Source organism: Kribbella sp. NPDC050241 (assembly GCF_044459685.1).
GTDB lineage: Bacteria > Actinomycetota > Actinomycetes > Propionibacteriales > Kribbellaceae > Kribbella.
On the sequence record NZ_JBITJE010000005.1, the window covers coordinates 400,888 to 420,836 of the forward strand.

At 69.4% G+C, this 19,949-nt stretch carries 16 protein-coding genes; 11 read left to right on the forward strand and 5 right to left on the reverse strand.

The genetic code is table 11. The features are described 5' to 3' along the window. Positions 1 to 35: 35 nt before the first annotated feature. The 5 genes from ACIBG5_RS25430 (at position 36) to ligA (ending at position 8,173) form a co-directional block, all read left to right on the forward strand. Positions 36 to 2,651 carry an ATP-binding protein gene (locus ACIBG5_RS25430; protein ID WP_396393956.1) on the forward strand — a complete coding sequence of 872 codons (2,616 nt, stop codon included), beginning with the start codon at positions 36 to 38 and terminating at the stop codon, positions 2,649 to 2,651. 52 nt (positions 2,652 to 2,703) lie between these two features. Continuing rightward, a complete protein-coding gene (locus ACIBG5_RS25435; RefSeq protein ID WP_396393957.1) occupies positions 2,704 to 3,906 on the forward strand; it encodes a cysteine desulfurase family protein in 1,203 nt (400 codons plus the stop codon). After that, positions 3,906 to 5,000 (forward strand): tRNA 2-thiouridine(34) synthase MnmA, encoded by a 1,095-nt coding sequence (gene mnmA / locus ACIBG5_RS25440; RefSeq protein ID WP_396393958.1) that lies wholly within the window; start codon positions 3,906 to 3,908, stop codon positions 4,998 to 5,000. The genes ACIBG5_RS25435 and mnmA overlap by 1 nt, the downstream gene beginning before the upstream one ends. After that, positions 4,997 to 5,977 (forward strand): methionine synthase vitamin-B12 independent, encoded by a 981-nt coding sequence (locus ACIBG5_RS25445; RefSeq protein ID WP_396393959.1) that lies wholly within the window; start codon positions 4,997 to 4,999, stop codon positions 5,975 to 5,977. The genes mnmA and ACIBG5_RS25445 overlap by 4 nt, the downstream gene beginning before the upstream one ends. Positions 5,978 to 6,067: 90 nt before the next feature. After that, complete coding sequence (gene ligA / locus ACIBG5_RS25450; RefSeq protein WP_396393960.1) at positions 6,068 to 8,173, forward strand: NAD-dependent DNA ligase LigA; 2,106 nt, start codon at positions 6,068 to 6,070, stop codon at positions 8,171 to 8,173. A gap of 73 nt (positions 8,174 to 8,246) precedes the next feature. Here ligA and ACIBG5_RS25455 read toward each other — a convergent pair whose 3' ends face one another. Beyond that, on the reverse strand, positions 8,247 to 8,738 hold the full coding sequence (locus ACIBG5_RS25455) for a hypothetical protein (protein ID WP_396393961.1): 492 nt from the start codon (positions 8,736 to 8,738) through the stop codon (positions 8,247 to 8,249). Positions 8,739 to 8,813: 75 nt separating this feature from the next. On the opposite strand from ACIBG5_RS25455, the gene ACIBG5_RS25460 reads away from it, so the two are divergent. Both ACIBG5_RS25460 and ACIBG5_RS25465 read left to right on the forward strand, forming a co-directional pair. Continuing rightward, positions 8,814 to 9,797 (forward strand): hypothetical protein, encoded by a 984-nt coding sequence (locus tag ACIBG5_RS25460; RefSeq protein ID WP_396393962.1) that lies wholly within the window; start codon positions 8,814 to 8,816, stop codon positions 9,795 to 9,797. A gap of 22 nt (positions 9,798 to 9,819) precedes the next feature. Then, entirely contained in the window at positions 9,820 to 10,044 is a 225-nt protein-coding gene (locus ACIBG5_RS25465) for a hypothetical protein (protein WP_396393963.1), read from the forward strand. A gap of 18 nt (positions 10,045 to 10,062) precedes the next feature. On the opposite strand, the gene ACIBG5_RS25470 is transcribed toward ACIBG5_RS25465, so the two are convergent. Next, the gene (locus ACIBG5_RS25470) at positions 10,063 to 10,710 is read right to left on the reverse strand and encodes an ACT domain-containing protein (RefSeq protein ID WP_396393964.1); all 648 of its coding nucleotides are present in this window, start codon (positions 10,708 to 10,710) and stop codon (positions 10,063 to 10,065) included. 226 nt (positions 10,711 to 10,936) lie between these two features. Here ACIBG5_RS25470 and gatC point away from each other — a divergent pair, with 226 nt between their 5' ends. The 3 genes from gatC to gatB are packed head-to-tail and all read left to right on the forward strand — an operon-like array spanning position 10,937 to position 14,233. Continuing rightward, on the forward strand, positions 10,937 to 11,233 hold the full coding sequence (gene gatC, locus ACIBG5_RS25475; protein ID WP_131355449.1) for an Asp-tRNA(Asn)/Glu-tRNA(Gln) amidotransferase subunit GatC: 297 nt from the start codon (positions 10,937 to 10,939) through the stop codon (positions 11,231 to 11,233). A gap of 1 nt (position 11,234) precedes the next feature. Continuing rightward, a complete protein-coding gene (gene gatA, locus ACIBG5_RS25480) occupies positions 11,235 to 12,740 on the forward strand; it encodes an Asp-tRNA(Asn)/Glu-tRNA(Gln) amidotransferase subunit GatA (protein WP_360440736.1) in 1,506 nt (501 codons plus the stop codon). After that, positions 12,737 to 14,233 carry an Asp-tRNA(Asn)/Glu-tRNA(Gln) amidotransferase subunit GatB gene (gatB, locus tag ACIBG5_RS25485; protein WP_396393965.1) on the forward strand — a complete coding sequence of 499 codons (1,497 nt, stop codon included), beginning with the start codon at positions 12,737 to 12,739 and terminating at the stop codon, positions 14,231 to 14,233. The genes gatA and gatB overlap by 4 nt, the downstream gene beginning before the upstream one ends. Before the next feature lie 51 nt (positions 14,234 to 14,284). Here gatB and ACIBG5_RS25490 read toward each other — a convergent pair whose 3' ends face one another. The 3 genes from ACIBG5_RS25490 to ACIBG5_RS25500 all read right to left on the reverse strand — a co-directional run bounded on the left by ACIBG5_RS25490 (position 14,285) and on the right by ACIBG5_RS25500 (position 17,005). Beyond that, positions 14,285 to 14,764, reverse strand: coding sequence for a hypothetical protein (locus ACIBG5_RS25490; RefSeq protein WP_396393966.1), 480 nt, complete (start codon positions 14,762 to 14,764; stop codon positions 14,285 to 14,287). Positions 14,765 to 14,895: 131 nt separating this feature from the next. Further along, complete coding sequence (locus ACIBG5_RS25495; RefSeq protein ID WP_396393967.1) at positions 14,896 to 16,017, reverse strand: PQQ-dependent sugar dehydrogenase; 1,122 nt, start codon at positions 16,015 to 16,017, stop codon at positions 14,896 to 14,898. Positions 16,018 to 16,087: 70 nt separating this feature from the next. Next, the gene (locus ACIBG5_RS25500; protein WP_396393968.1) at positions 16,088 to 17,005 is read right to left on the reverse strand and encodes an LLM class flavin-dependent oxidoreductase; all 918 of its coding nucleotides are present in this window, start codon (positions 17,003 to 17,005) and stop codon (positions 16,088 to 16,090) included. A 197-nt stretch (positions 17,006 to 17,202) separates the two neighbouring features. On the opposite strand from ACIBG5_RS25500, the gene ACIBG5_RS25505 reads away from it, so the two are divergent. Then, positions 17,203 to 19,944 (forward strand): LamG-like jellyroll fold domain-containing protein, encoded by a 2,742-nt coding sequence (locus ACIBG5_RS25505; RefSeq protein ID WP_396393969.1) that lies wholly within the window; start codon positions 17,203 to 17,205, stop codon positions 19,942 to 19,944. Positions 19,945 to 19,949: the final 5 nt, after the last annotated feature.

The window sequence follows — 19,949 nt, forward strand, 5'->3', positions numbered from 1 at the left end:
CACCGAACGCACCATGGCCAGGGCATGATGGGGCGGTGGCTGGTCCGAGAGACGTGTCCGCGCGGGAGGCCGAGGTCCTGTCCGCGCTGGCCGGCGATCGCTCGAACGCCCAGATCGCGCGGCATCTGCACATCAGCGTCCGCACGGTCGAGAGCCACGTCTCGTCACTGCTGCGCAAGTACGGCGTCTCGGACCGCCGTGAACTGGCCAGACTCGCCGAGCTGGAAGGCGTGGACCCGGCACGGGCCCACGGATTCACCGCACCGACAGGTCCGGGCACCAGCTTCGTCGGCCGCGAGCAGGACCGCGCCGAACTCGTGGCTGCCCTCGCCAGCAACCGACTGGTGAGCCTCCTGGGTCCCGGCGGCGTCGGGAAGACCCGGTTGGCCCTGCGTGTCGCCGCCGAGGTCGGCGAGAACTATCCGTACGGCGGAGCAGTCGTCGACCTGGTCCCGGTGCGACCCGGGTTCGTCGTCGCAGCTGTAGCGGAGGCGCTGCAGGTGCGAGAACAACCACCGCAGACGCTCACCGACGCGGTGGTGGGACGCCTCACTCAGGGGCGAACTCTGCTCGTGCTCGACAACTGCGAACACGTGGTGGCGGACGTGGGCGATCTGGTTGCCCGCATCCTCACCGAGGCACCGGAGACCGCCGTACTGGCGACCAGTCGGGAGCGGATCGGGGTGGCGGGCGAGCGGCCGCTGCGGCTGGGACCGCTGGAGGGGTCGGAGGCCGAGCAGCTGTTCCGGGACCGGGCCGCCCTGGTCGCACCAGAGTTCTCGGGAACTGAGCAGACCGACATCGCGGCGCAAGTGTGTGCAGGAGTCGACGGCGTACCGCTGGCGATCGAGTTGGCCGCAGCCCGTGCGGGCTCGCTGGGGCCGGACGGGCTGCTGGCCGCGCTCGACGACCGCCTGCGGCTTCTGGCCGGCGGACGCGGGCCGAACGAGCGGCACCACTCGCTGGCTCAGGTCATCGGCTGGAGCTACGACCTGCTCGACGACGACGAGCGTGCACTGTTCCGGCGGCTCGGAGTGTTCGTCGGCGGGTTCGACCTCGCCGCCGTGGGCGGAGTGGCGCCCGGAAGCTCCCGCGGCGAGCTGAGTGACCTGCTGGGTCGTCTGACCGACAAGAGCCTCCTGCATCGCAGCCAGCACGCCGGCACGAGCAGGTGGCGCATGCTGGAGACGGTTCGCGTCTACGCGCTGGAGGAGCTCGGCCGATCCGGTGAGTACGACGAGGTCGCCGTACTGCACCTGGCTTGGGCCGGTGCCGTTGCGGCGGACCTGGAGGCGCGCCTCGAAGCGGGGGAGGAGTGGCAGGCCGAGTTCGATCAGGTCACCGCTGATCTCCGGGCAGCGGTCAGCCACCCGGAGGCCGACGTACGGCGGTTGGCTCGGCGACTGGCTCACCTGACCTTCGCCCGCAAGCGGTTCGTCGAGGCGCACGACCACTACCTCACTGCCGCCGCCCACGCCACCGATTCCGCGGAGCTGTACGACGACCTTCGTGACGCGGCCGATGCGACGCTGACCGTCGCCGATGGGACCGAGGCCTACCACTTGATGCTGCGTGCGGCGGACCGCGCAGCCGCCGAAGGCAATCATGAGCTTCAGCAGGAAGCCCTCGCGTACGTCGTCATGATGATGAACCGCTACGAGGTCCAGCCGCCCGTCCCGGCCGACCGCGGCGCCGGACTGCTCGCGGCCGATGCGGACACGGTTCAGGTCCGCATCGCGCGGGCCTGGGTGGCGCGCTTCGAGCTCGAGCCCGCCGAGGCCGCCGTCGCCGCGGCTCGGCAGTCGACGGACCCGCTGGCCATGATGAATGCGCTCGACGTGTGTGGCACAGCGCTCGGTGGCGCCGGCCGCCTCCGTGACGCCCGCCGGCTGGCTGAGGAGAGGCTGGAGCTGGCCGCGACCCTTCCGGAGCATGATCCGCGAGCGGTCGCCGAGATCGTGGACGCGTACCACGTCGCCTCCACGACCGCGGTCGCGGTCGGCGACCTGGTCGAGGCGGTCCGGCTGGCGCGGCTCACCGACGACCCGATGCACGGGCATCCGTTCATCACCGGCCCGCGCCAGGTTCGTGCGTTCGCTCTGGGCGGTCTGCTCGACGAAGCGGTTCGGGCCGCGGACGAGATGTACAGCAGTTGGCTGGCCGCAGGCCGCCCGCCGCACGCCTGGATGTCGTCGGCCGCGGCCCTCGCTGCGCTCGCGCACGGTCTGCTCGGCACGGGACGCGAACCGGTCTGGCACGCCCGTGCCCTGGAGATGGCACGTGTCCGCACCCCGGCCGCGGGTCCCAATCTGCAGGCCGCGTCCGCGTTCGTCGCCGCGCGTCTGGCTCTCCACCACAACGACACCCGTGCCGCCGGGGCGGTGGTCCGGGGAGCCTTCGCGGACTTCCCCGAGCCCTGGTGGGTCCCGTACGCCCACGCCGCCGGCGCCGAGCTGGCTGTCGTCGCGGGACTGGCCGACGCCGAGCGCTATGTCGAGCGGGCCTCGGCTGCCGAGAACCTGTGGTCGGACGCCGTCGTACTCCGGATCGGAGCCCGCCGGACCGGCGACCCGGCAGCCGTCGCCGAGGTGGCGACCGCGTTCGAGCGGATCGGGGCCAGGTTCGAGCAGAAGGTCACGCTGGAGCTGTGAACCGGCCCGGATGAGCGGGAACAACGGTGGCGGACATACCCTTGAAACCGATATGACTGCTTCCGACCGCCGCCCGGTGTACCTGGACCACGCGGCGACGACCCCGATGTTGCCGGCAGCGATCGAGGCGATGACCTTCCACCTCGCGCGCACCGGCAACGCGTCGTCCCTGCACGGCTCCGGCCGCTGCGCCCGGCGGACCGTCGAGGAGTCGCGCGAGACGATCGCCGCGGCGCTCGGGGCCCAGCCGAGCGAGGTCGTGTTCACTTCCGGCGGGACCGAGTCGGACAACCTGGCCCTGAAGGGGCTGTGGTGGGCGCGGCTGGCCGAGGATCCGCGCCGGCGCCGGATCCTGCTGAGCGGGATCGAGCACCACGCCGTACTCGATCCGGCCGTCTGGCTGGCCGAGCACGAGCAGGCCGAGATCGAGTGGCTGCCGGTCGACGAGCTCGGCCGGGTGCGGCCGGACGACGTACGGCGGGCGATCGAGCAGGACCCGGAGTCCGTGTCGTTCGTCACGTTGATGATGGCGAACAACGAGGTCGGCACGCTGCAGCCGGTGCGTGAGATCGCGGAGCTCGCGAAGGAGTACGGCGTCCCCGTGCACACCGACGCGGTCCAGGCGGTCGGGCAGGTGCCGGTCGACTTCGCCGAGCTGGGCGTCGACGCGATGACCGTGTCGGCTCACAAGCTCGGTGGTCCGTACGGGATCGGTGCGCTGGTCGTCCACAAGGAGACGAAGCTGACGCCGGTCCTGCACGGCGGCGGCCAGGAGCGTGACGTACGCTCCGGCACCCTGGACGCTCCCGCGACGGCCGGTTTCGCGGTCGCGGTCGAGCACTCGGTCAAGCACCAGGCGGACGAGGCGCGGCGGCTGACCGAGCTGCGGGACGCGCTGATCAGCGGCGTGCTGAACACGGTCGAGGGCGCCAAGTTGTCGGGGGACCCGGCGAACCGTTTGCCCGGTAACGCACACTTGTCCTTCAGCGGCTGCGAGGGCGACTCGCTCCTGCTGCTGCTCGACGCACGCGGGATCGAGGTCTCCACCGGCTCCGCGTGCAACGCCGGGGTCGCCGAGCCGAGCCATGTCCTGCTGGCCATGGGGTACGACGACCAGCGGGCGCGCGGATCGCTGCGGTTCACCCTCGGCCACACCAGCACCCGCGCCGACATCGACGCCGTACTGGACAACATCGGACCGGTGGTGGAGCGGGCGAAGTCCGCCGGACTGCAGAACGTGGGAAGGAACAACTGATGCGGGTACTCGCAGCCATGAGCGGCGGGGTCGACTCCGCCGTCGCGGCGGCGCGGATGGCCGAGGCCGGGCACGACGTGGTCGGAGTGCACCTGGCGCTGAGCCGCAACCCGCAGTCGTACCGCAGTGGCGCGCGCGGCTGCTGCACCATCGAGGACTCCCGCGACGCCCGCCGGGCCGCGGACGTGATCGGGATCCCGTTCTACATCTGGGACCTGGCCGAGCGGTTCCACGCCGACGTGGTCGAGGACTTCGTCAGCGAGTACGCCGCCGGCCGGACGCCGAACCCGTGCCTGCGCTGCAACGAGAAGGTGAAGTTCAGCGCCGTACTCGAGCGGGCGCTGGCGCTCGACTTCGACGCGGTCGCGACCGGGCACTACGCGCGGATCGTGGACACCCCGGACGGCGCTCGCGAACTGCATCGGGCGGTTGATCCGGCGAAGGACCAGTCCTACGTGCTCGGCGTGCTCACCCAGCAGCAGCTCGCGCATGCGTTCTTCCCGCTCGGTGACACGGTCAAGACCGAGGTGCGGGCGGAGGCCGAGCGTCTCGGGCTGTCGGTGGCGGCCAAGCCGGACAGTCACGACATCTGCTTCATTGCCGACGGCAACACTTCCGGCTTCCTCGATCAGCACCTCGGCCAGGCGCCCGGCGACATCGTCGATGCGCAGGGCAACAAGCTCGGCGAGCACAAGGGCACGCACGGCTTCACCGTCGGCCAGCGCAAGGGCCTGCGGATCGGTACGCCCGCCGCCGACGGCAAGCCGCGGTTCGTGCTGGACATCAGCCCGGTGGACCGCACGGTCACCGTCGGCTCGCGCGAGGAGCTGGCGGTCTCGCACCTGACCGCCTCGAAGCCGCGGTGGTGCGGACCCGCGCCGGCCTCGGAGCTGCACGTCAAGGCTCAGCTGCGCGCGCACGGCGAGGAGGTGGCCGTCACCGCCCGCCTCGAGGGTGACCAGGTGCAGGTTTCCTTCGACGAGCCGACGTCAGCCGTGGCGCCCGGTCAGGCAGTCGTGCTGTACGACGGGACGCGAGTCATCGGCTCGGCCACGATCGACACGGTCTCGCGGGTGGCGGCGCAGCACGCATGACGACAACCGGCCTGGGCTCGCTCCCAGGTGACGACATCCGTGAGTGGACGAAGGTGCTGCTCGAGGCTGTCGACATCCCGTTCCTCGCTGAGCTGCCGACCCGTCCGTACGGCGACATGCTCAGCCGGGCGGTCGCCGTACTGGACGAGCTTGCCGCGGACCTGCAGCCGGCGGGCTGGCGGCTCACCGGGGGTGGTGATCCGCGGGCGAGCCTGGACCAGCGGCGGGCACGGTCGCTGCTGGCTGAGGACCTGGATGTGCTCGAAGAGTTGGCGGACGGTTACACGGGGCCACTGAAGCTGCAGCTCACCGGACCGTGGACCCTGGCGTCCACTGTGGAGTTGCCGCGCGGTGACAAGGTGCTGGCGGACCACGGTGCCCGGCGGGACCTCGCTCAGACGCTGGCGTTGGGCCTCAGCGATCACGTGGCCGAGGTACGACGCCGTGTGCCTGGTGCGGAGGTCGTCGTACAGATCGACGAGCCGGGGCTGCCTGCTGTGCTGGCTGGAGCCGTCCCGACCGCCAGTGGCTGGAGCAAGCACCGGTCTGTGGACGGTCCGGGTGCGGTCGAGTTGCTCAGTCTCGTGACCACACAGGCACCGACAGTGATCCACTGCTGCGCCGCACGACCGCCGATCGAGGTCTTCACCAAGGCCGGCGCCGCAGGGGTCGCCGTGGACATCTCGCTGCTGAACAACGCTGCCTGGGATCAGATCGCCATCGCTGCCGAGGCCGGCAGCACTCTCTACGCAGGCCTGGTCCCGACGACCGGCGCGCTGCCGAACGAGGAGCAGGCCGCCGACCCACTGGTCCGGCGCTGGCGTGAACTGGGCCTCGACCCCGAGATCCTCAAGCAGGCCGTGATCACACCCGCGTGTGGACTGGCAGCCTCCCCGTCTCCGGCCGATGCGCGGTCCCGCCTCGAACTCCTCCGGCGTACCGCGGATGCCGTCGCCGAAGCCGCGGAGAACAGCTGAAACGTCGGCAGGTCCCGCCCCACACCCCGTCGCCGAAGGCGGCCGTTCTTCTTTCCCGGGAACGTCGGTGGTGGGCTGTAGGTTTTGCACATGAGCACGGAGATTCCTGCTGCGCCGGCTGAGGTGCGGGAGCGGCATGCCGATTTGAGCAAGGAGATCGAGGACCACCGGGTGCGGTACTACCTGGCCACCTCGACGATCTCGGACGCGGACTTCGACGCGCTGATGCACGAGTTGCAGGCGATCGAGGAGCAGTACCCCGAGCTTCGCACGCCGGACTCGCCGACGCAGAAGGTCGGCGTACCGATCTCCACCCTGTTCACCCCGGTGCAGCACCCGACCCGGATGGAGAGCCTGGGCAACGCGTTCTCCGCCGAGCAGATGGAGGCCTGGGCGAAGCGGCTGGAGCGGGAGGTGACCGTCAAGCAGATCCAGCACAGCGGCTTCATGTGTGAGCTGAAGGTGGACGGTCTCGCCCTCGACCTGGTCTACGAGAACGGCCGCCTGGTCACCGGCGCCACCCGCGGCGACGGCCGCACCGGTGAGGACGTGACGCCGAACGTCCACACGATCAAGAGCATCCCGAACGAGTTGGAGGGCAAGGACCACCCGGCCTTCCTGGAGGTCCGCGGCGAGGTCTACTTCCGGGTCGAGGACTTCGAGGAGCTGAACGCGCAGCTCGTCGAGGCCGGCAAGGACCCGTTCTCGAACCCGCGCAACAGCGCCGCCGGTTCGCTGCGGCAGAAGGACCCGCGGGTGTCCGCGAGCCGGCCGCTGCGCTTCGTCGTCCACGGCCTCGGCCGCGTCGACGGGTACCACGTCGCGCGGCTGTCGTCGGCGTACGACCAGCTGAAGGCCTGGGGCCTGCCGGTCAGCGACCGGGCCCGCAAGGTCGAGACGCTCGACCAGGTGAACGAGTTCATCGCGTACTACGGCGAGAACCGGCACTCGGTCGACCACGAGATCGACGGCGTCGTGGTGAAGGTGGACGAGGTCGATCTGCAGCGCGCGCTCGGCTCCACCTCGAGCGCGCCGCGCTGGGCGATCGCGTACAAGTACCCGCCCGAGGAGGTCACCACCAAACTCCTCGACATCGAGGTGAACGTCGGCCGGACCGGCCGCGTCACGCCGTACGGGAAGATGGAGCCGGTCCGGGTGGCCGGCTCGACGGTCGAGTTCGCGACCCTGCACAACGCGCAGGAGGTCAAGCGCAAGGGCGTGTGGATCGGTGACACCGTCGTACTGCGCAAGGCCGGCGACGTGATCCCGGAGATCCTCGGCCCGGTGATCGACCTGCGGCCCGACGACGCCCACGAGTTCGTCATGCCGACCGAGTGCCCCTCCTGCGGTACGACGCTGCGCCCGATGAAGGAAGGCGACGTCGACATCCGCTGCCCGAACAACAAGTCCTGCCCGGCGCAGCTGCGGGAGCGGCTGTTCCACCTGGCCGGCCGATCCGCCTTCGACATCGAGGTGCTCGGCTTCAAGGGCGCGGACGCGCTGATCAGTGGCGGCCTGATCACGGACGAGGGGGACCTGTTCGCGCTGACCGAGGAGGACCTGGCCCGGAGTTCGTTCTTCACCACCAAGGCCGGGGCGCTGTCGGCGAATGCCCAGCGCCTGATCGCGAATCTGGAGCAGGCCAAAACCCAGCCGCTGTCCCGCGGCCTGGTCGCGCTGTCGATCCGCCACGTCGGCCCGACCGCGGCGCAGGCCCTGGCCGCCGTGTACGACGACATCGACGCGGTGCGGGCGGCGAGCGAGGAAGAACTGTCCGAGATCGAGGGCGTCGGACCGACCATCGCGCACGCGGTGATCGAGTGGTTCGCGGTGGACTGGCACCAGGCGATCGTGGACAAGTGGAAGGCGGCCGGCGTCGAGCTGCGGCAGGAGCGGACCGGACCGACCGTCGAGCAGACATTGACCGGTCTGTCGATCGTGGTCACCGGGACGGTCGAGGGGTTCAGCCGTGACGAGGCGACCGAGGCGATCGTGTCCCGGGGTGGCAAGGTGGCCAGTTCGGTCTCGAAGAAGACCTCGTTCGTGGTGGTCGGTGACTCGCCGGGGTCGAAGTACGACAAGGCCGTCCAACTCGGCGTACCGATCCTCGATGCCCCCGGTTTCCGTGTCCTGCTGGACGACGGCGCGGAAGCTGCCAGCGAAGTTGCGACCACCCCCGAACCCGGAGACGCGTAGCGCACCGGATTCCACGGATCCGGCGGCCGGATTGAGCCGTCGGACTGTTAACTTTGCACGTCTACACGTGGGTTCAGAAGGAGCGAATATGACGACGCCGCCGCAGGGACCGTGGGGTCCTGGGCAGCCGGGGGGCCAGCCAGGCGGGCAGCAAGGGGGACAGGGAGGTCAAGGCGGCTGGGGACAGCAGCCTCCGGGCCAGGGTGGTGGCGGTTGGGGTCAGCGCCCGCAGCAGCCGCCGCAACAGGGTCAGCCTCCACGCCAGGGGCCCCCGCAGCAAGGCCAGCCGCCGCAGCAGGGTCAGCCGCCGCAACAGGGTCAGCCCCCGCAAGGGCAGCCTCCGCAGCAAGGCCGGCCCCCGCAGCAGGGTGGTGGCGGCTGGGGACAGCAGCCTGGGCAGCCGCCTCAGCAGGGCCAGCCAGGCCAGCCCGGTCAGGGGCAACCCGGGCAGGGCCAGGGCGGTTGGGGTCAGCGCTCCCCGCAGCAGCGGCAAGGCGGCGGCTCCTACCAGCAGCAGCCGTGGAGTCAGCAGGGCCAGCAGCAGGGCGGTTGGCACCAGCAGCAAGGCGGTCAGTCCGGCCAGCAGCAGTGGCAGCAGGGCGGTTCCGGCAAAGGTCCCGGTGGCATCAGCAAGGAGAAGATGCCGCTGGTCATCGGTGGCGGTGTCGTCGGCATCGTGCTGATCGGTCTGCTGATCTTCCTCGGTGTCCGCGCCCTCGGCGGTGACGACGAGCCCGTGGCCGGCCCGAGCAACGGGCAGTCGCAGCCGAGCGGCAACCAGAGCAACGGCGAGGACGACGGTTCGCTCGGCGAGTCGACCGGTCAGGCGAAGACCGCGACCGAGAAGCTGCAGGGCATCGGGTTCCGGTGCAGCGACCTGTTCAACACCGAGCAGGGTGCGCACCGCGGCTGCTTCAAGTACGACGGCGCGACCGAGGCCGAGGCGGTCTTCCAGTTCCAGAAGGACGGCACCATCCTCGGCGTCCTGCTGCGGTCGCAGAACGAGGACAACGTCAACAACGCCGGCGTCACCTTCGACGCTGAGCTGCAGGCGATCGGCAACGACACGTTCGGCGGCAGCGAGGTCAAGAAGATCCAGGACGCGGTCAAGACCGGCCAGAAGTCGCAGAAGGTCGGCAGCAGCTGGGGCGAGTTCGAGCTGCGCAACGACGGCGACGACGTGCAGCTGTCCGGCGGCAAGTCCGGCGCCGACTCGCTCGACCTGCCGCGGAAGGCGTTCGACACGACCGAGCCGCAGCTGGTCGCCGCGCTCAAGACGAAGAAGTACGTCTGCACGAGCTCCTGCAGCAAGCAGGTCGGCAAGTACGGTTCGCAGCGGGTCTACTCCTACGCCGGCAAGGGCGAGGGCATCCGGTCGCTCGAGGTGAGCGCGTCCGGTGACCCGGCGGACGTGAAGACGGCGTTCCCGGCCGCGGTGAACGACGCGTTCGGCGCGCTGAAGGGCGAGGACGTGGCCGCGGTGAAGGAGTACGTCGACAAGCACAGTGACGGCAAGTCGTACGCTGCTTATGTGGCCGGATGGCGGGTCGAGATCACCGGCAACAGCGAGGACGACTACGCCTCGCAGCGGATCTCGGTCAGCTACGAGACCTTCTACGTCTGAGCAAGCGCACAACGGAGGCCGGATGAAGTTCCCCCGCGAGAAGCGGGATCCCCGGACGGTGGTCAAGCCGCCGCCGGAGGCATCCCAGCGGGTCGACGGTGGTGGGCCCTGGGGGCCCACCCAGTTCGACCTCCCGGAGCGCTCCGGCAGCAACAGCCAGGCGATCCTGATCGTGGCCCTGGTCGGGGTCGTCGTCCTGCTGGTGATCGCAGGGCTGTGGACGCTCGCCTACTTCAAGTTCACGTAGGCGAGCGGTCGGGACTGCTCAGGCGGTCGCGCGGATGGTGACTGCCAGCGATGCCAGGTAGCTGAGCCGGGCGACCTCGGAGGCCAGGAACTCCGGCCCGCCACGACGCCCGATGACCAGCATCCGGCGGTCGGACTCCAGCGGCGCGGCCACCAGGACCGACTCCGCCAGACCCTTGTGCTCCAGTGGGGACGCCATCGTGGTGGCCTTCTGCAGTGGCAGCCAGGTCGCCGCCACGTCACCGAACTCCGGGGTGGCGCTGGTCTCGAGGGCGACCTTCACCTCACCGCCCGTGCCGTCGAGCAACGCGGCCCAGTCGGCGTGCAGCACGGCCGGGGACTGCTCGACCAGGATGTCGATCGCGTCCGCGGGGGCAGACGTCATCTGCTCCACGGCCTCGAGGTCCATGTGCAGTCCGCCGCCGGCGCCGTACCGGGAGAACCAGATGACCTCGACGTCCTCGACGCTGTTGCACGCGGAGACCAGCCGGTCCGGCAGCACGCCGGTCGGCACGTCGACGACGATGTCGTCCACGGCGGTGCCGTTCTCACGGCGGTGCTCGACGATCTCGATCGCGTGGATGTCGGCGTTCACCTCACCGAGGGCGGTGGCCACGGTGCCGAGCGAACCGGGCCGGTCCGGGATGATCAAGCGCAGCAGGAACACCGAACGATCATCTCCCAGCCGATCACCTTGCGCGTAACGCCCTGTCGCGGCCCATGTTACAGAGCGGAACCCGAAGACACGCCCGGCCCTCTCGCCCAACGCACCTCGCAGCGTTGTCCACAGCCCGGGGGACAGGGAAACGCGACCGATACACGAGCCCACTAGGATGGCCGGGTCCGGGCCGATTTCACCCCGGTCAATCCTCAAGAAGCCATTGGATCAGTTCATGCCATCGATTACCCGCGAAGAGGTCGCGCACCTGGCGCGACTGGCGCGGATCGAGCTCACCGACGACGAGCTCGACCACCTCGCCCCGCAGCTCGACCAGATCATCACCTTGGTCGGGCAGGTCAGCCAGGTGGCCGCGGACGACATCCCGCCGACCTCGCATGCCCTCCCGCTCACCAATGTGATGCGCGCGGACGAGAACGTGCCGTGCCTCACACCCGAGCAGGCGCTGTCCGGTGCGCCGGCCGCCGAGGAGCAGCGATTCCGGGTGCCGCGGATCCTGGAGGAGGATTGAGATGAGCGACCTGATCCGCAAGACCGCGGCTGAGCTCGCGGAGCTGATGACGTCCGGCCAGGCCAGCTCGGTGGAGATCACCCAGGCGCACCTGGACCGGATCGCCGCCGTCGACGGCGACGTGCACGCGTTCCTGCACGTCGACACCGAGGGCGCGCTGGCGCAGGCCGCCGCCGTGGACGCCCGCCGCGCGGCGGGCGAGGAGCTCGCTCCGCTGGCCGGTGTCCCGCTGGCGCTGAAGGACGTGCTCACCCAAGAGGGCGTTCCGACCACGGCCGGCTCGAAGATTCTCGAGGGCTGGAAGCCGCCGTACGACTCGACCATGGTGAAGCGGCTGAAGGCGGCCGGCATCGTCATCCTCGGCAAGACCAACATGGACGAGTTCGCGATGGGCTCCTCGACGGAGAACTCGGCGTACGGCACGACCCACAACCCGTGGGACCTCGGCCGGATCCCGGGTGGCTCCGGCGGTGGGTCCTCGGCCGCGCTGGCGGCGTACGAGGCACCGCTCGCGATCGGCACCGACACCGGTGGCTCGATCCGGCAGCCCGGCGCGTTCACCGGCACCGTCGGGGTCAAGCCGACGTACGGCGGGACCTCGCGGTACGGACTGATCGCGCTGGCGTCTTCGCTCGACACGCCTGGTCCGTGTGCGCGGACGACGCTGGATGCGGCGTTGCTGCACGAGGCGATCGCCGGCTACGACCCGATGGACTCGACCTCGATCAACCAGCCGGTCCCGGCCGTCGTCGCGGCGGCCCGCAACGGTGACGTGACCGGCCTGCGCGTCGGCGTGGTCAAGGAGCTCGGCGGCGAGGGATACCAGCCTGGCGTCGAGGCGCGCTTCCACGAGGCGGTCGAGCTGCTCACCAAGCTCGGCGCCGAGGTGGTCGAGGTGTCTTGCCCGCACTTCCAGTACGCGCTGCCGGCCTACTACCTGATCCTGCCGAGCGAGGCCTCGTCCAACCTGGCCAAGTTCGACGCGATGCGGTACGGGCTGCGGGTCGGCGACGACGGCACGAACAGCGCGGAGAAGGTGATGAACCTGACCCGTGAGGCCGGCTTCGGCGCCGAGGTGAAGCGCCGGATCATGCTCGGCACGCACGCGCTGTCCAGTGGGTACTACGACGCGTACTACGGCCAGGCGCAGAAGGTGCGGACGCTGATCGCCCGCGACTTCGTCAACGCCTACGAGCAGGTCGACGTGCTCGTCTCGCCGGCGACGCCGACGACGGCGTTCGCGATCGGTGACCGGATCGACGACCCGATCGCGATGTACAAGAACGACCTCTGCACGATCCCGTCCAACCTGGCCGGCAACGCGGCCGCGTCGTTCCCGTGTGGTCTGGCCGACGAGGACAACATGCCGGTCGGCTTCCACGTGATGGCGCCGGTGCTGCGCGACGACCTGTGCTACACCGTCGGCGCCGCGCTGGAGTCCGCGCTGGCCGAGCAGTGGGGCGGCGTACTGATGACCAAGGCTCCGGAGCTGGAGGTGACCCGATGACCGCAGACGTCCTCGAGATCGACGACGCGCTGGCGCAGTACGACCCGGTGATGGGCCTCGAGGTCCACGTCGAGCTGAACACGAAGTCGAAGATGTTCTGCGGCTGCCCGACCGAGTTCGGCGCGCCGCCGAACACGCAGACCTGTCCGGTCTGCCTCGGCCTGCCGGGCGCGCTGCCGGTGGTGAACCGCCGCGGCGTCGAGTCCGCGATCAAGATCGGCCTGGCGCTGAACTGCGAGATCGCCGAGTGGTGCCGGTTCGCCCGGAAGAACTACTTCTACCCGGACATGCCGAAGAACTTCCAGACCTCCCAGTACGACGAGCCGATCGCGTACAACGGGTGGACCGAAGTGGTCGTCGACTCCGAGACGTACCGGATCGAGATCGAGCGCGCCCACATGGAGGAGGACACCGGCAAGTCCACCCACGTGGGCGGCGCGACCGGCCGGATCCACGGCGCCTCGCACTCGCTGGTCGACTACAACCGGGCCGGCATCCCGCTGATCGAGATCGTGACCAAGACGATCGAGGTGCCGCCGGCGAAGGCGGCGGCGGTGGCGCGGGCGTACGTGAGCATGCTGCGCGACCTGCTGTTCGCGCTCGGTGTCTCCGACGTCCGGATGGACCAGGGCTCGCTGCGCTGCGACGCCAACGTGTCGCTCAAGCCGCGCGGCTCGTCGATGCTGGGCACGCGCACCGAGACCAAGAACGTGAACTCGTTCCGCTCCGTCGAGCGTGCGGTGACGTACGAGATCACCCGTCAGGCGGCGGTGCTGTCGAGCGGCGGCAAGGTCGTCCAAGAGACCCGGCACTGGCATGAGGACACCGGCATCACCACCTCCGGCCGGGAGAAGTCCGACGCCGAGGACTACCGGTACTTCCCGGAGCCCGACCTCGTCCCGGTGGCTCCGTCGCGCGAATGGGTCGAGGAGATCCGCGCTTCGTTGCCGGAGGCACCTTCACTGCGACGGGTCCGGCTGCAGGAGGAGTGGGGCTTCACCGACCTCGAGATGCGCGACGTCGTCAACGGCAACGCGCTCGAGCTGATCGTCACGACGGTCGACCTCGGGGTGAGCCCCGCGGCGGCCAAGAAGTGGTGGCTGGGTGAGCTCGCCCGGGCCGCGAACGAGAGCGGCAAGGACCTGGGCGAGCTGGGTATCAGTCCGACTGATGTCTCCAACGTGCAGGCACGGGTCGACAAGGGCGAGCTGAACGACAAGCTGGCTCGTCAGGTCTTCGATGGTCTGCTCAAGGGTGAAGGCACCATCGACGAGATCATCGCCGCCCGGGGCCTTGCTCTGGTGTCTGACGACTCGGCTCTGATCGAGGCGATCGACCGCGCGATCGCGGCCAACCCGGACGTGGTCGAGAAGGTCAACTCGGGCAAGCCGGCCGCGGCCGGTGCGCTGATCGGCGCGGTCATGAAGGACATGCGCGGTCAAGCGGATGCTGCCAAGGTCCGCGAGCTGCTGAACGCCAAGCTGGGCATCTGAGCCTGGTCGCCGGACCCCCGCGGGTATCGCCTGCGGGGGTCCGACGCGGTTTCACGCTGCTTTCTTGTCCTTGTGGGGTGCGTTCGCGATGACCTCGCGTTCGACGCGGCCGTCGTCGTCGACGTCCGTGGCGTCCGCGAGCAGCGTTCGCGCGACGGACAGTTCTTCGGACGGGCAGCGCACCTCGAAGCGCGTCGGCACGACCTCGGTCGTCACCGCGTCGGGCCGGTTCCGCACCAGTCCCCGGAACAATCCCCACAGCGCACCGATCAGTACGCCGTACACGAAGCCCCAGACGACGACGGCAAGGCCGGTCAAGGTCGTCTCGGCGACGAGGGTGACGAACACGGCGGCGAGGATGCCGAGCAGCGCGCCCTGCAAGGCGCCGGCACCGGTCAGCTTGGCGACCGGGACGACCCGTTTCCTGCGGGCCTGTCTCAGGTCGGATCCGACCACCTCCAGGCTGCCCGGTTCCATCCCGTAACTGCGCAGATAGCTGACCGTCTGCTGAGCATCCTCGAAGGTGCTCACCGAAGCGACCACACTGCTAGGGACAACGGACACCTGATCGGGCCGCATCACCAACTCCTCCCTCAACCGGTTGTTCTGTAAGGCTTCCCCCCACTAGTACCAGACGAGCAAAGCCTTGAAACGGTTGGCGGTCAACGGCTGATGGCGATGCGGAGAATTCTGTCGTCGCCGTCGCGCGTGCCGCCGCGGCCATCGGTGTTGGAGGTGGTCAGCCAGAGCGAGCCGTCCGGCGCGGCCTCGACCGTGCGCAGCCGGCCGAACTGGTTGGTGAAGAACGCCTGCGGCTCGCCGGTTCGCTTGCCGTTGGCAACTGGTATGGCCCACAACCGCTCGCCGCGGAGCGACGCCATGAAGATGTGCCCCTGCGCGAACGCGATCCCGCTCGGCGACGCGTCGCTGGTCTGCCACTGCGCGATCGGGTCCGCCATGCCGTCGAGTCCGCTCACGCCCTCAGCGGCCGGCCATCCGTAGTTCGTGCCGGCGGTGATCGCGTTGAGCTCGTCCCACGTGTTCTGGCCGAACTCGGCGGCGTACAACTGCTTGCCGTCGAAGGCGAGGCCCTGCACGTTCCGGTGGCCTTTGGAGAACCAGAGCCGGCCGTCCGGGTTGCCGGGTGCTGCCTTGCCGTCGGTGGTGATGCGCAGGATCTTCCCGCCCAGCGACCCGTCGTCCTGGGAGTTCGGCCGCTCGGACCCGTCACCCGTCCCGGCGTACAGGTACCCGTCGGGGCCGAATCGCAGTCGCCCGCCGTTGTGGACCGCCGACTGCGGGATCCCGTCGAGGATCACCTGCTGGTCGGACAGTTTGTTGTTCTGGTACGTGATCCGGGCGATGCGGTTGTCGTCGCCGGTGGAGTAGTAGGCGTAGATGTACGGCTTGCCCGGATACCCAGGATCCACCGCCAGCCCGAGCAGTCCGCCCTCGGACGACGGGTCGACGTCGTCCACCTCGCCGACCTCGCTCACCTGTCCGCCGGCGACCCGCTTGATCTTGGCCGAATCCCGCTCCGCGACGAGCGCACTCTTGTCCGGCAGGAACGCGAGCCCCCACGGTATGTCGATCCCCGTCGCCACCGTCGACGCCACAGTCAGCTTGACCGGCCCTTGCTGACTCGTGCTCGGCGCGGCGCTGGACGTCGTACCGGTGCTGCTCGGTGCGGGCGTCGTACTGGGTGCGGTCGTGCCGGGATTCGCTGTCGTCGCGCCACCGTCATCGGAGCACCCCGCCGCCAACGCCAGCGCGGTCAAAACCACCGCAGCCCGTCTGCGCTGCCTGACCCTGGTCCCGCCCACGCCGTCTCCTCAGGTCGTCCTGCCTCCCAAGCTAGCGTCCAACACCAGCCCGTACGGCGGGAATCACCCGAGCTGAAACCAATTCGAGAGACCGCAGCGCCGCCTCATGCGACACGGTCGGAAGCCGCAACCAGTGGGCGAACTGCACGAACCGGGTCGCCGCGTGCAACTCGATCAGTCGGTTGGCGACGTCCTCCGGCGTACCGATCAGATAGTCCTCCCGCCGCAACGCCGGTGGCTCCGTCCCGCCGTACGACGCGATTTCCCCTTCCAGATAAGCGATCCCGGGCGCCGCGTCGGCCCAGGCTCGATCCGCGTCCTCGTCCACCTGCATGATCCCGCTGCAGATCAGCGGCGGCGGCTCGTCGACGACCTCGTCCATCAGCTTCCGCCGGGCGATCAGATCCGCCGGGGTCGCGCAGTAGATGATCACCCCGTCGCCCACCCGCGCCGCCCGCCGCAGCCCCGCCGCCGTCACTCCAGCGGCGTAGATCGGGATCCGATGGCCGGGCCGCGGTGTCACCGACAGGTCGCCCGCCCACGCCCGCCGGATTGCCTCGACACCTTCCTCGAGCAGAGCCCCGCGCCGTCGTCGATCGGCTCCGAACGCGGCGAACTCGCGCTCGGCGTACCCCTGACCGACCCCCAGCACGAACCGCCCACCCGACACCAGGTCCAGCACGGCCGCGTCCTCCGCCACCCGCAACGGATGATGCAGCGGCAACACCAGCACGTTCGTCCCGATCCGAATCCGCGCGGTCCGTCCCGCGAGCACCCCCGCCATCACCAAGGGCGAAGGCAACACGCCATCCGCGGTCAGATGGTGCTCCGACAACCAGGCCCCCGCGAACCCGAGCTGGTCGGCAACCACCACCTCCTCCACCCGTTCCCCCGAGTACCCCGCCCCCTCCTCCCGGACATCCACCAAAACCCCGAACTCAACATCCACCCCACCACCGTCCCCCGGCCCCTCCGCCACCGTCCAATGCCAACCACACCCGCAGTCCATGCACCCCACACATGGGGTACTGGGGCGTTCCGGTTTGTATGGGTGAACTGTATGGGTTGTACCTGTTGGTCACCGTGCGCGCTCCTTAGGATCCGTACCGCATCTATGGCTCGGGGGAGTCGAGAGCGGTGGGCGCGATGTACGGGTGGGGTCTGCCCCAGGGGCGGAAGACTTTGGCGCGGCGTGCGATGGCGGGTTTCTGCGCGCTGGCAGTGGGACTGTTCGGATCGGTGGTCGTGGCGCCGGCCGAGGCTCAACCGGCGGCGGTGAGCAGCACGGCCGCCGACGACTCTCCGGCCAAGCGGGCGAAGGCGACCGGGAAACGGGTCGAGGTGCCGGAGAAGCGCACCGAGACCGAGCAGACGTTCGCCAACCCGGACGGCACCTTCACGCTCGAGCAGACCAACATCCCGGTCCGCGTGAAGCGCGGGGACCAGTGGGCCGACATCGACACGACACTCGCGAAGAGCGCCGACGGCCGGGTGCGACCGAAGGCGACCGCGCTCGGCATGACGTTCTCCGGCGGCGGCACCGGTCCGCTCATCGTGATGACGTCCGACGGCCACGAGCTCGCGCTCAGCTGGCCCGGGACGCTGCCTCAGCCGGTCGTCGACGCCGACAACGTCACCTACCCGAACGTGTTCCCCGACGTCGACCTCAAGATCACCGCCTTCGCCGACTCCTACAGCGAGGTCCTGATCGTCAAGACCCCGGCCGCGGCCCGGCTGCCGCAGCTGCAGAACCTCGACCTCGGGATGAAGGCGCCCGGCCTGACCGTGGCGAAGTCCAGGGGTGGCGTGATCGAGGCGAAGGACCACCTCGGCAAGCTGGTCTTCAGCGGATCGCAGCCGATCATGTGGGACTCCCGCGGTACGGCGACCGCACCGACGGACGACGACCGGACCGAGGCTCCGCTCGAAGGCGACAAGGTCGTCCAGCTTCCGGCCGCGGTCTCGAAGACCGCGCTGACGATCAGCCCGGCGCTCGCGCTGCTGAACGACGCCGCGACGCGGTACCCGCTGCACATCGACCCGACGTTCAACTCGGCGCAGTCCGGTCGCGCGATGATGAACGAGCACTACCCGACCACCCCGTCGTGGAACTGGGAAGGCCCGGAAGGCGTCGGGTACCAGTCGTTCGAGCCGTGGAGCCGCAAGCGCCTGATCTACAAGATGGGGATCTCCGGTCTCGCCGGCGCCCACATCACCTCGGCCATCTTCAGTGCCTACGAGACGTGGGCCGCCAGTTGTACGCCGAAAGCGGTGGAGGTCTGGAAGGTCGCCGCGATCAACACCGAGGTGAACTGGAGCAACGGATCGGGCTCGAACGTCTGGCTGAAGAAGCTCGCTTCCGCGACCGACGCGGCCGGCCGGGACGAGTGCCTGCCGAACGGCAAGTGGCTCGAGTTCAACGTGCTGACCGCGGTCGCCGAGCAGGCCGCCGCGCGGAGCGGCTGGGTCCACCTGGGTGTGCGCGCGACCAACGAAGCCGACTCGCTGGCCTGGAAGAGATTCCACAAGGCGGTCAAGTTGACGATCACCTACAACTGGATCCCGCAGGTCTCCGGCATGCGGACGACGGATCCCACGTCGGGTTGCGCGACCGACTACCAGAACCCGGCCCGGCTCAACCAGACCAGCCCGGTCCCGCACGTCAAGATCCTCGACAGCGACCTGCAGCCGTCGTCGGCAGGCTTCGAGTTCTGGTACAACGGCGGCGGGGCGGCGGCCCAGCGGCTGCCCAGCGTCACCAAGGTCAGTGGCAGCACGATTGACTTCACGCCACAAGCCGATGTCGCACCGCTGGAAACGAACCGGTTGATCGGCTGGCGGGTCCGTGCCTGGGACGGTGTCGACTACTCGGCCTGGTCGCCGTTCTGCTGGTTCATCATCGACACCTCCAAACCGGTGGCTCCGGACGTCACGATCACGTCGGGGGACGACAAGATCTACTCCCTCGGTGAGACGGTCAGCGTCAAGATCGTCGCGACCGCCGTCGACCAGAACTACTTCCGCTACACCATCGACAGCGAGGAGCCGACGAGCGCGAACATCCCGGTCAATCCCGGCACCTTCACCTTCACCGCCACGAAGACCGGCCCGACGGTGATCAGGGCCTGGGCCTACGACCGCTCGAACAACCGCAGTGCCTTGTACGGCGAGGCGGTCGCAAAGGTCCAGACGGGCGCCGCAGCCGGCATCTGGAGGATGGACGAGGGCTCGGGAATCACGACAGCGGACTCGAGTACGTTCGGGCGTCGACTCAACCTGGCCACGACGGCGACCTGGGCGCCCGGGGACCGGTGGGATCCGTCGGCGACGAAACAGGACTGGTCGGTCGCGCTGACCGGCGGTGCCACGCTGGGTTCGCCGGCGAGCGACATCGTCGACACCAGCCGGAGCTTCAGCGCCAGCGTGAGAGTGAAGCTGGGAAACACACCCGGGCGTCAGATCGCGTTGAGCGAGGACCGCGCCGGCACCAGTGGATTCATGCTGGGAGTCCAGAGCCAGGACTTGTCCGATCCTGGCGATCCCAAGGCCGTGTGGTCCTTCTCGATCCCGAACCCGAACGGATCCGGCGAGTTGTCGGTCCTGTCGCAACCCACGCCGTACCTGGCCGGTGACTGGGTCTACCTCACCGGCATTTACGACTCCGGGGAACACACGCTGACCCTGTTCGTCGGCGAGGACGCGGTGGCGACGACCGCGAACATCCCTCCGACGACGGACGCACCCGGGCTGCTGCGAGTCGGTACCGGCACGGTCGCGAGTGTGGCCCGTCCGATCGACGGCCAGGTCGACGACGTTCGCATCTACCCCGGTCCGATCGACAACGCCGCGGTCTTCACCGACCTGTACGACTCCGCCCCGACCAGTTGATACGA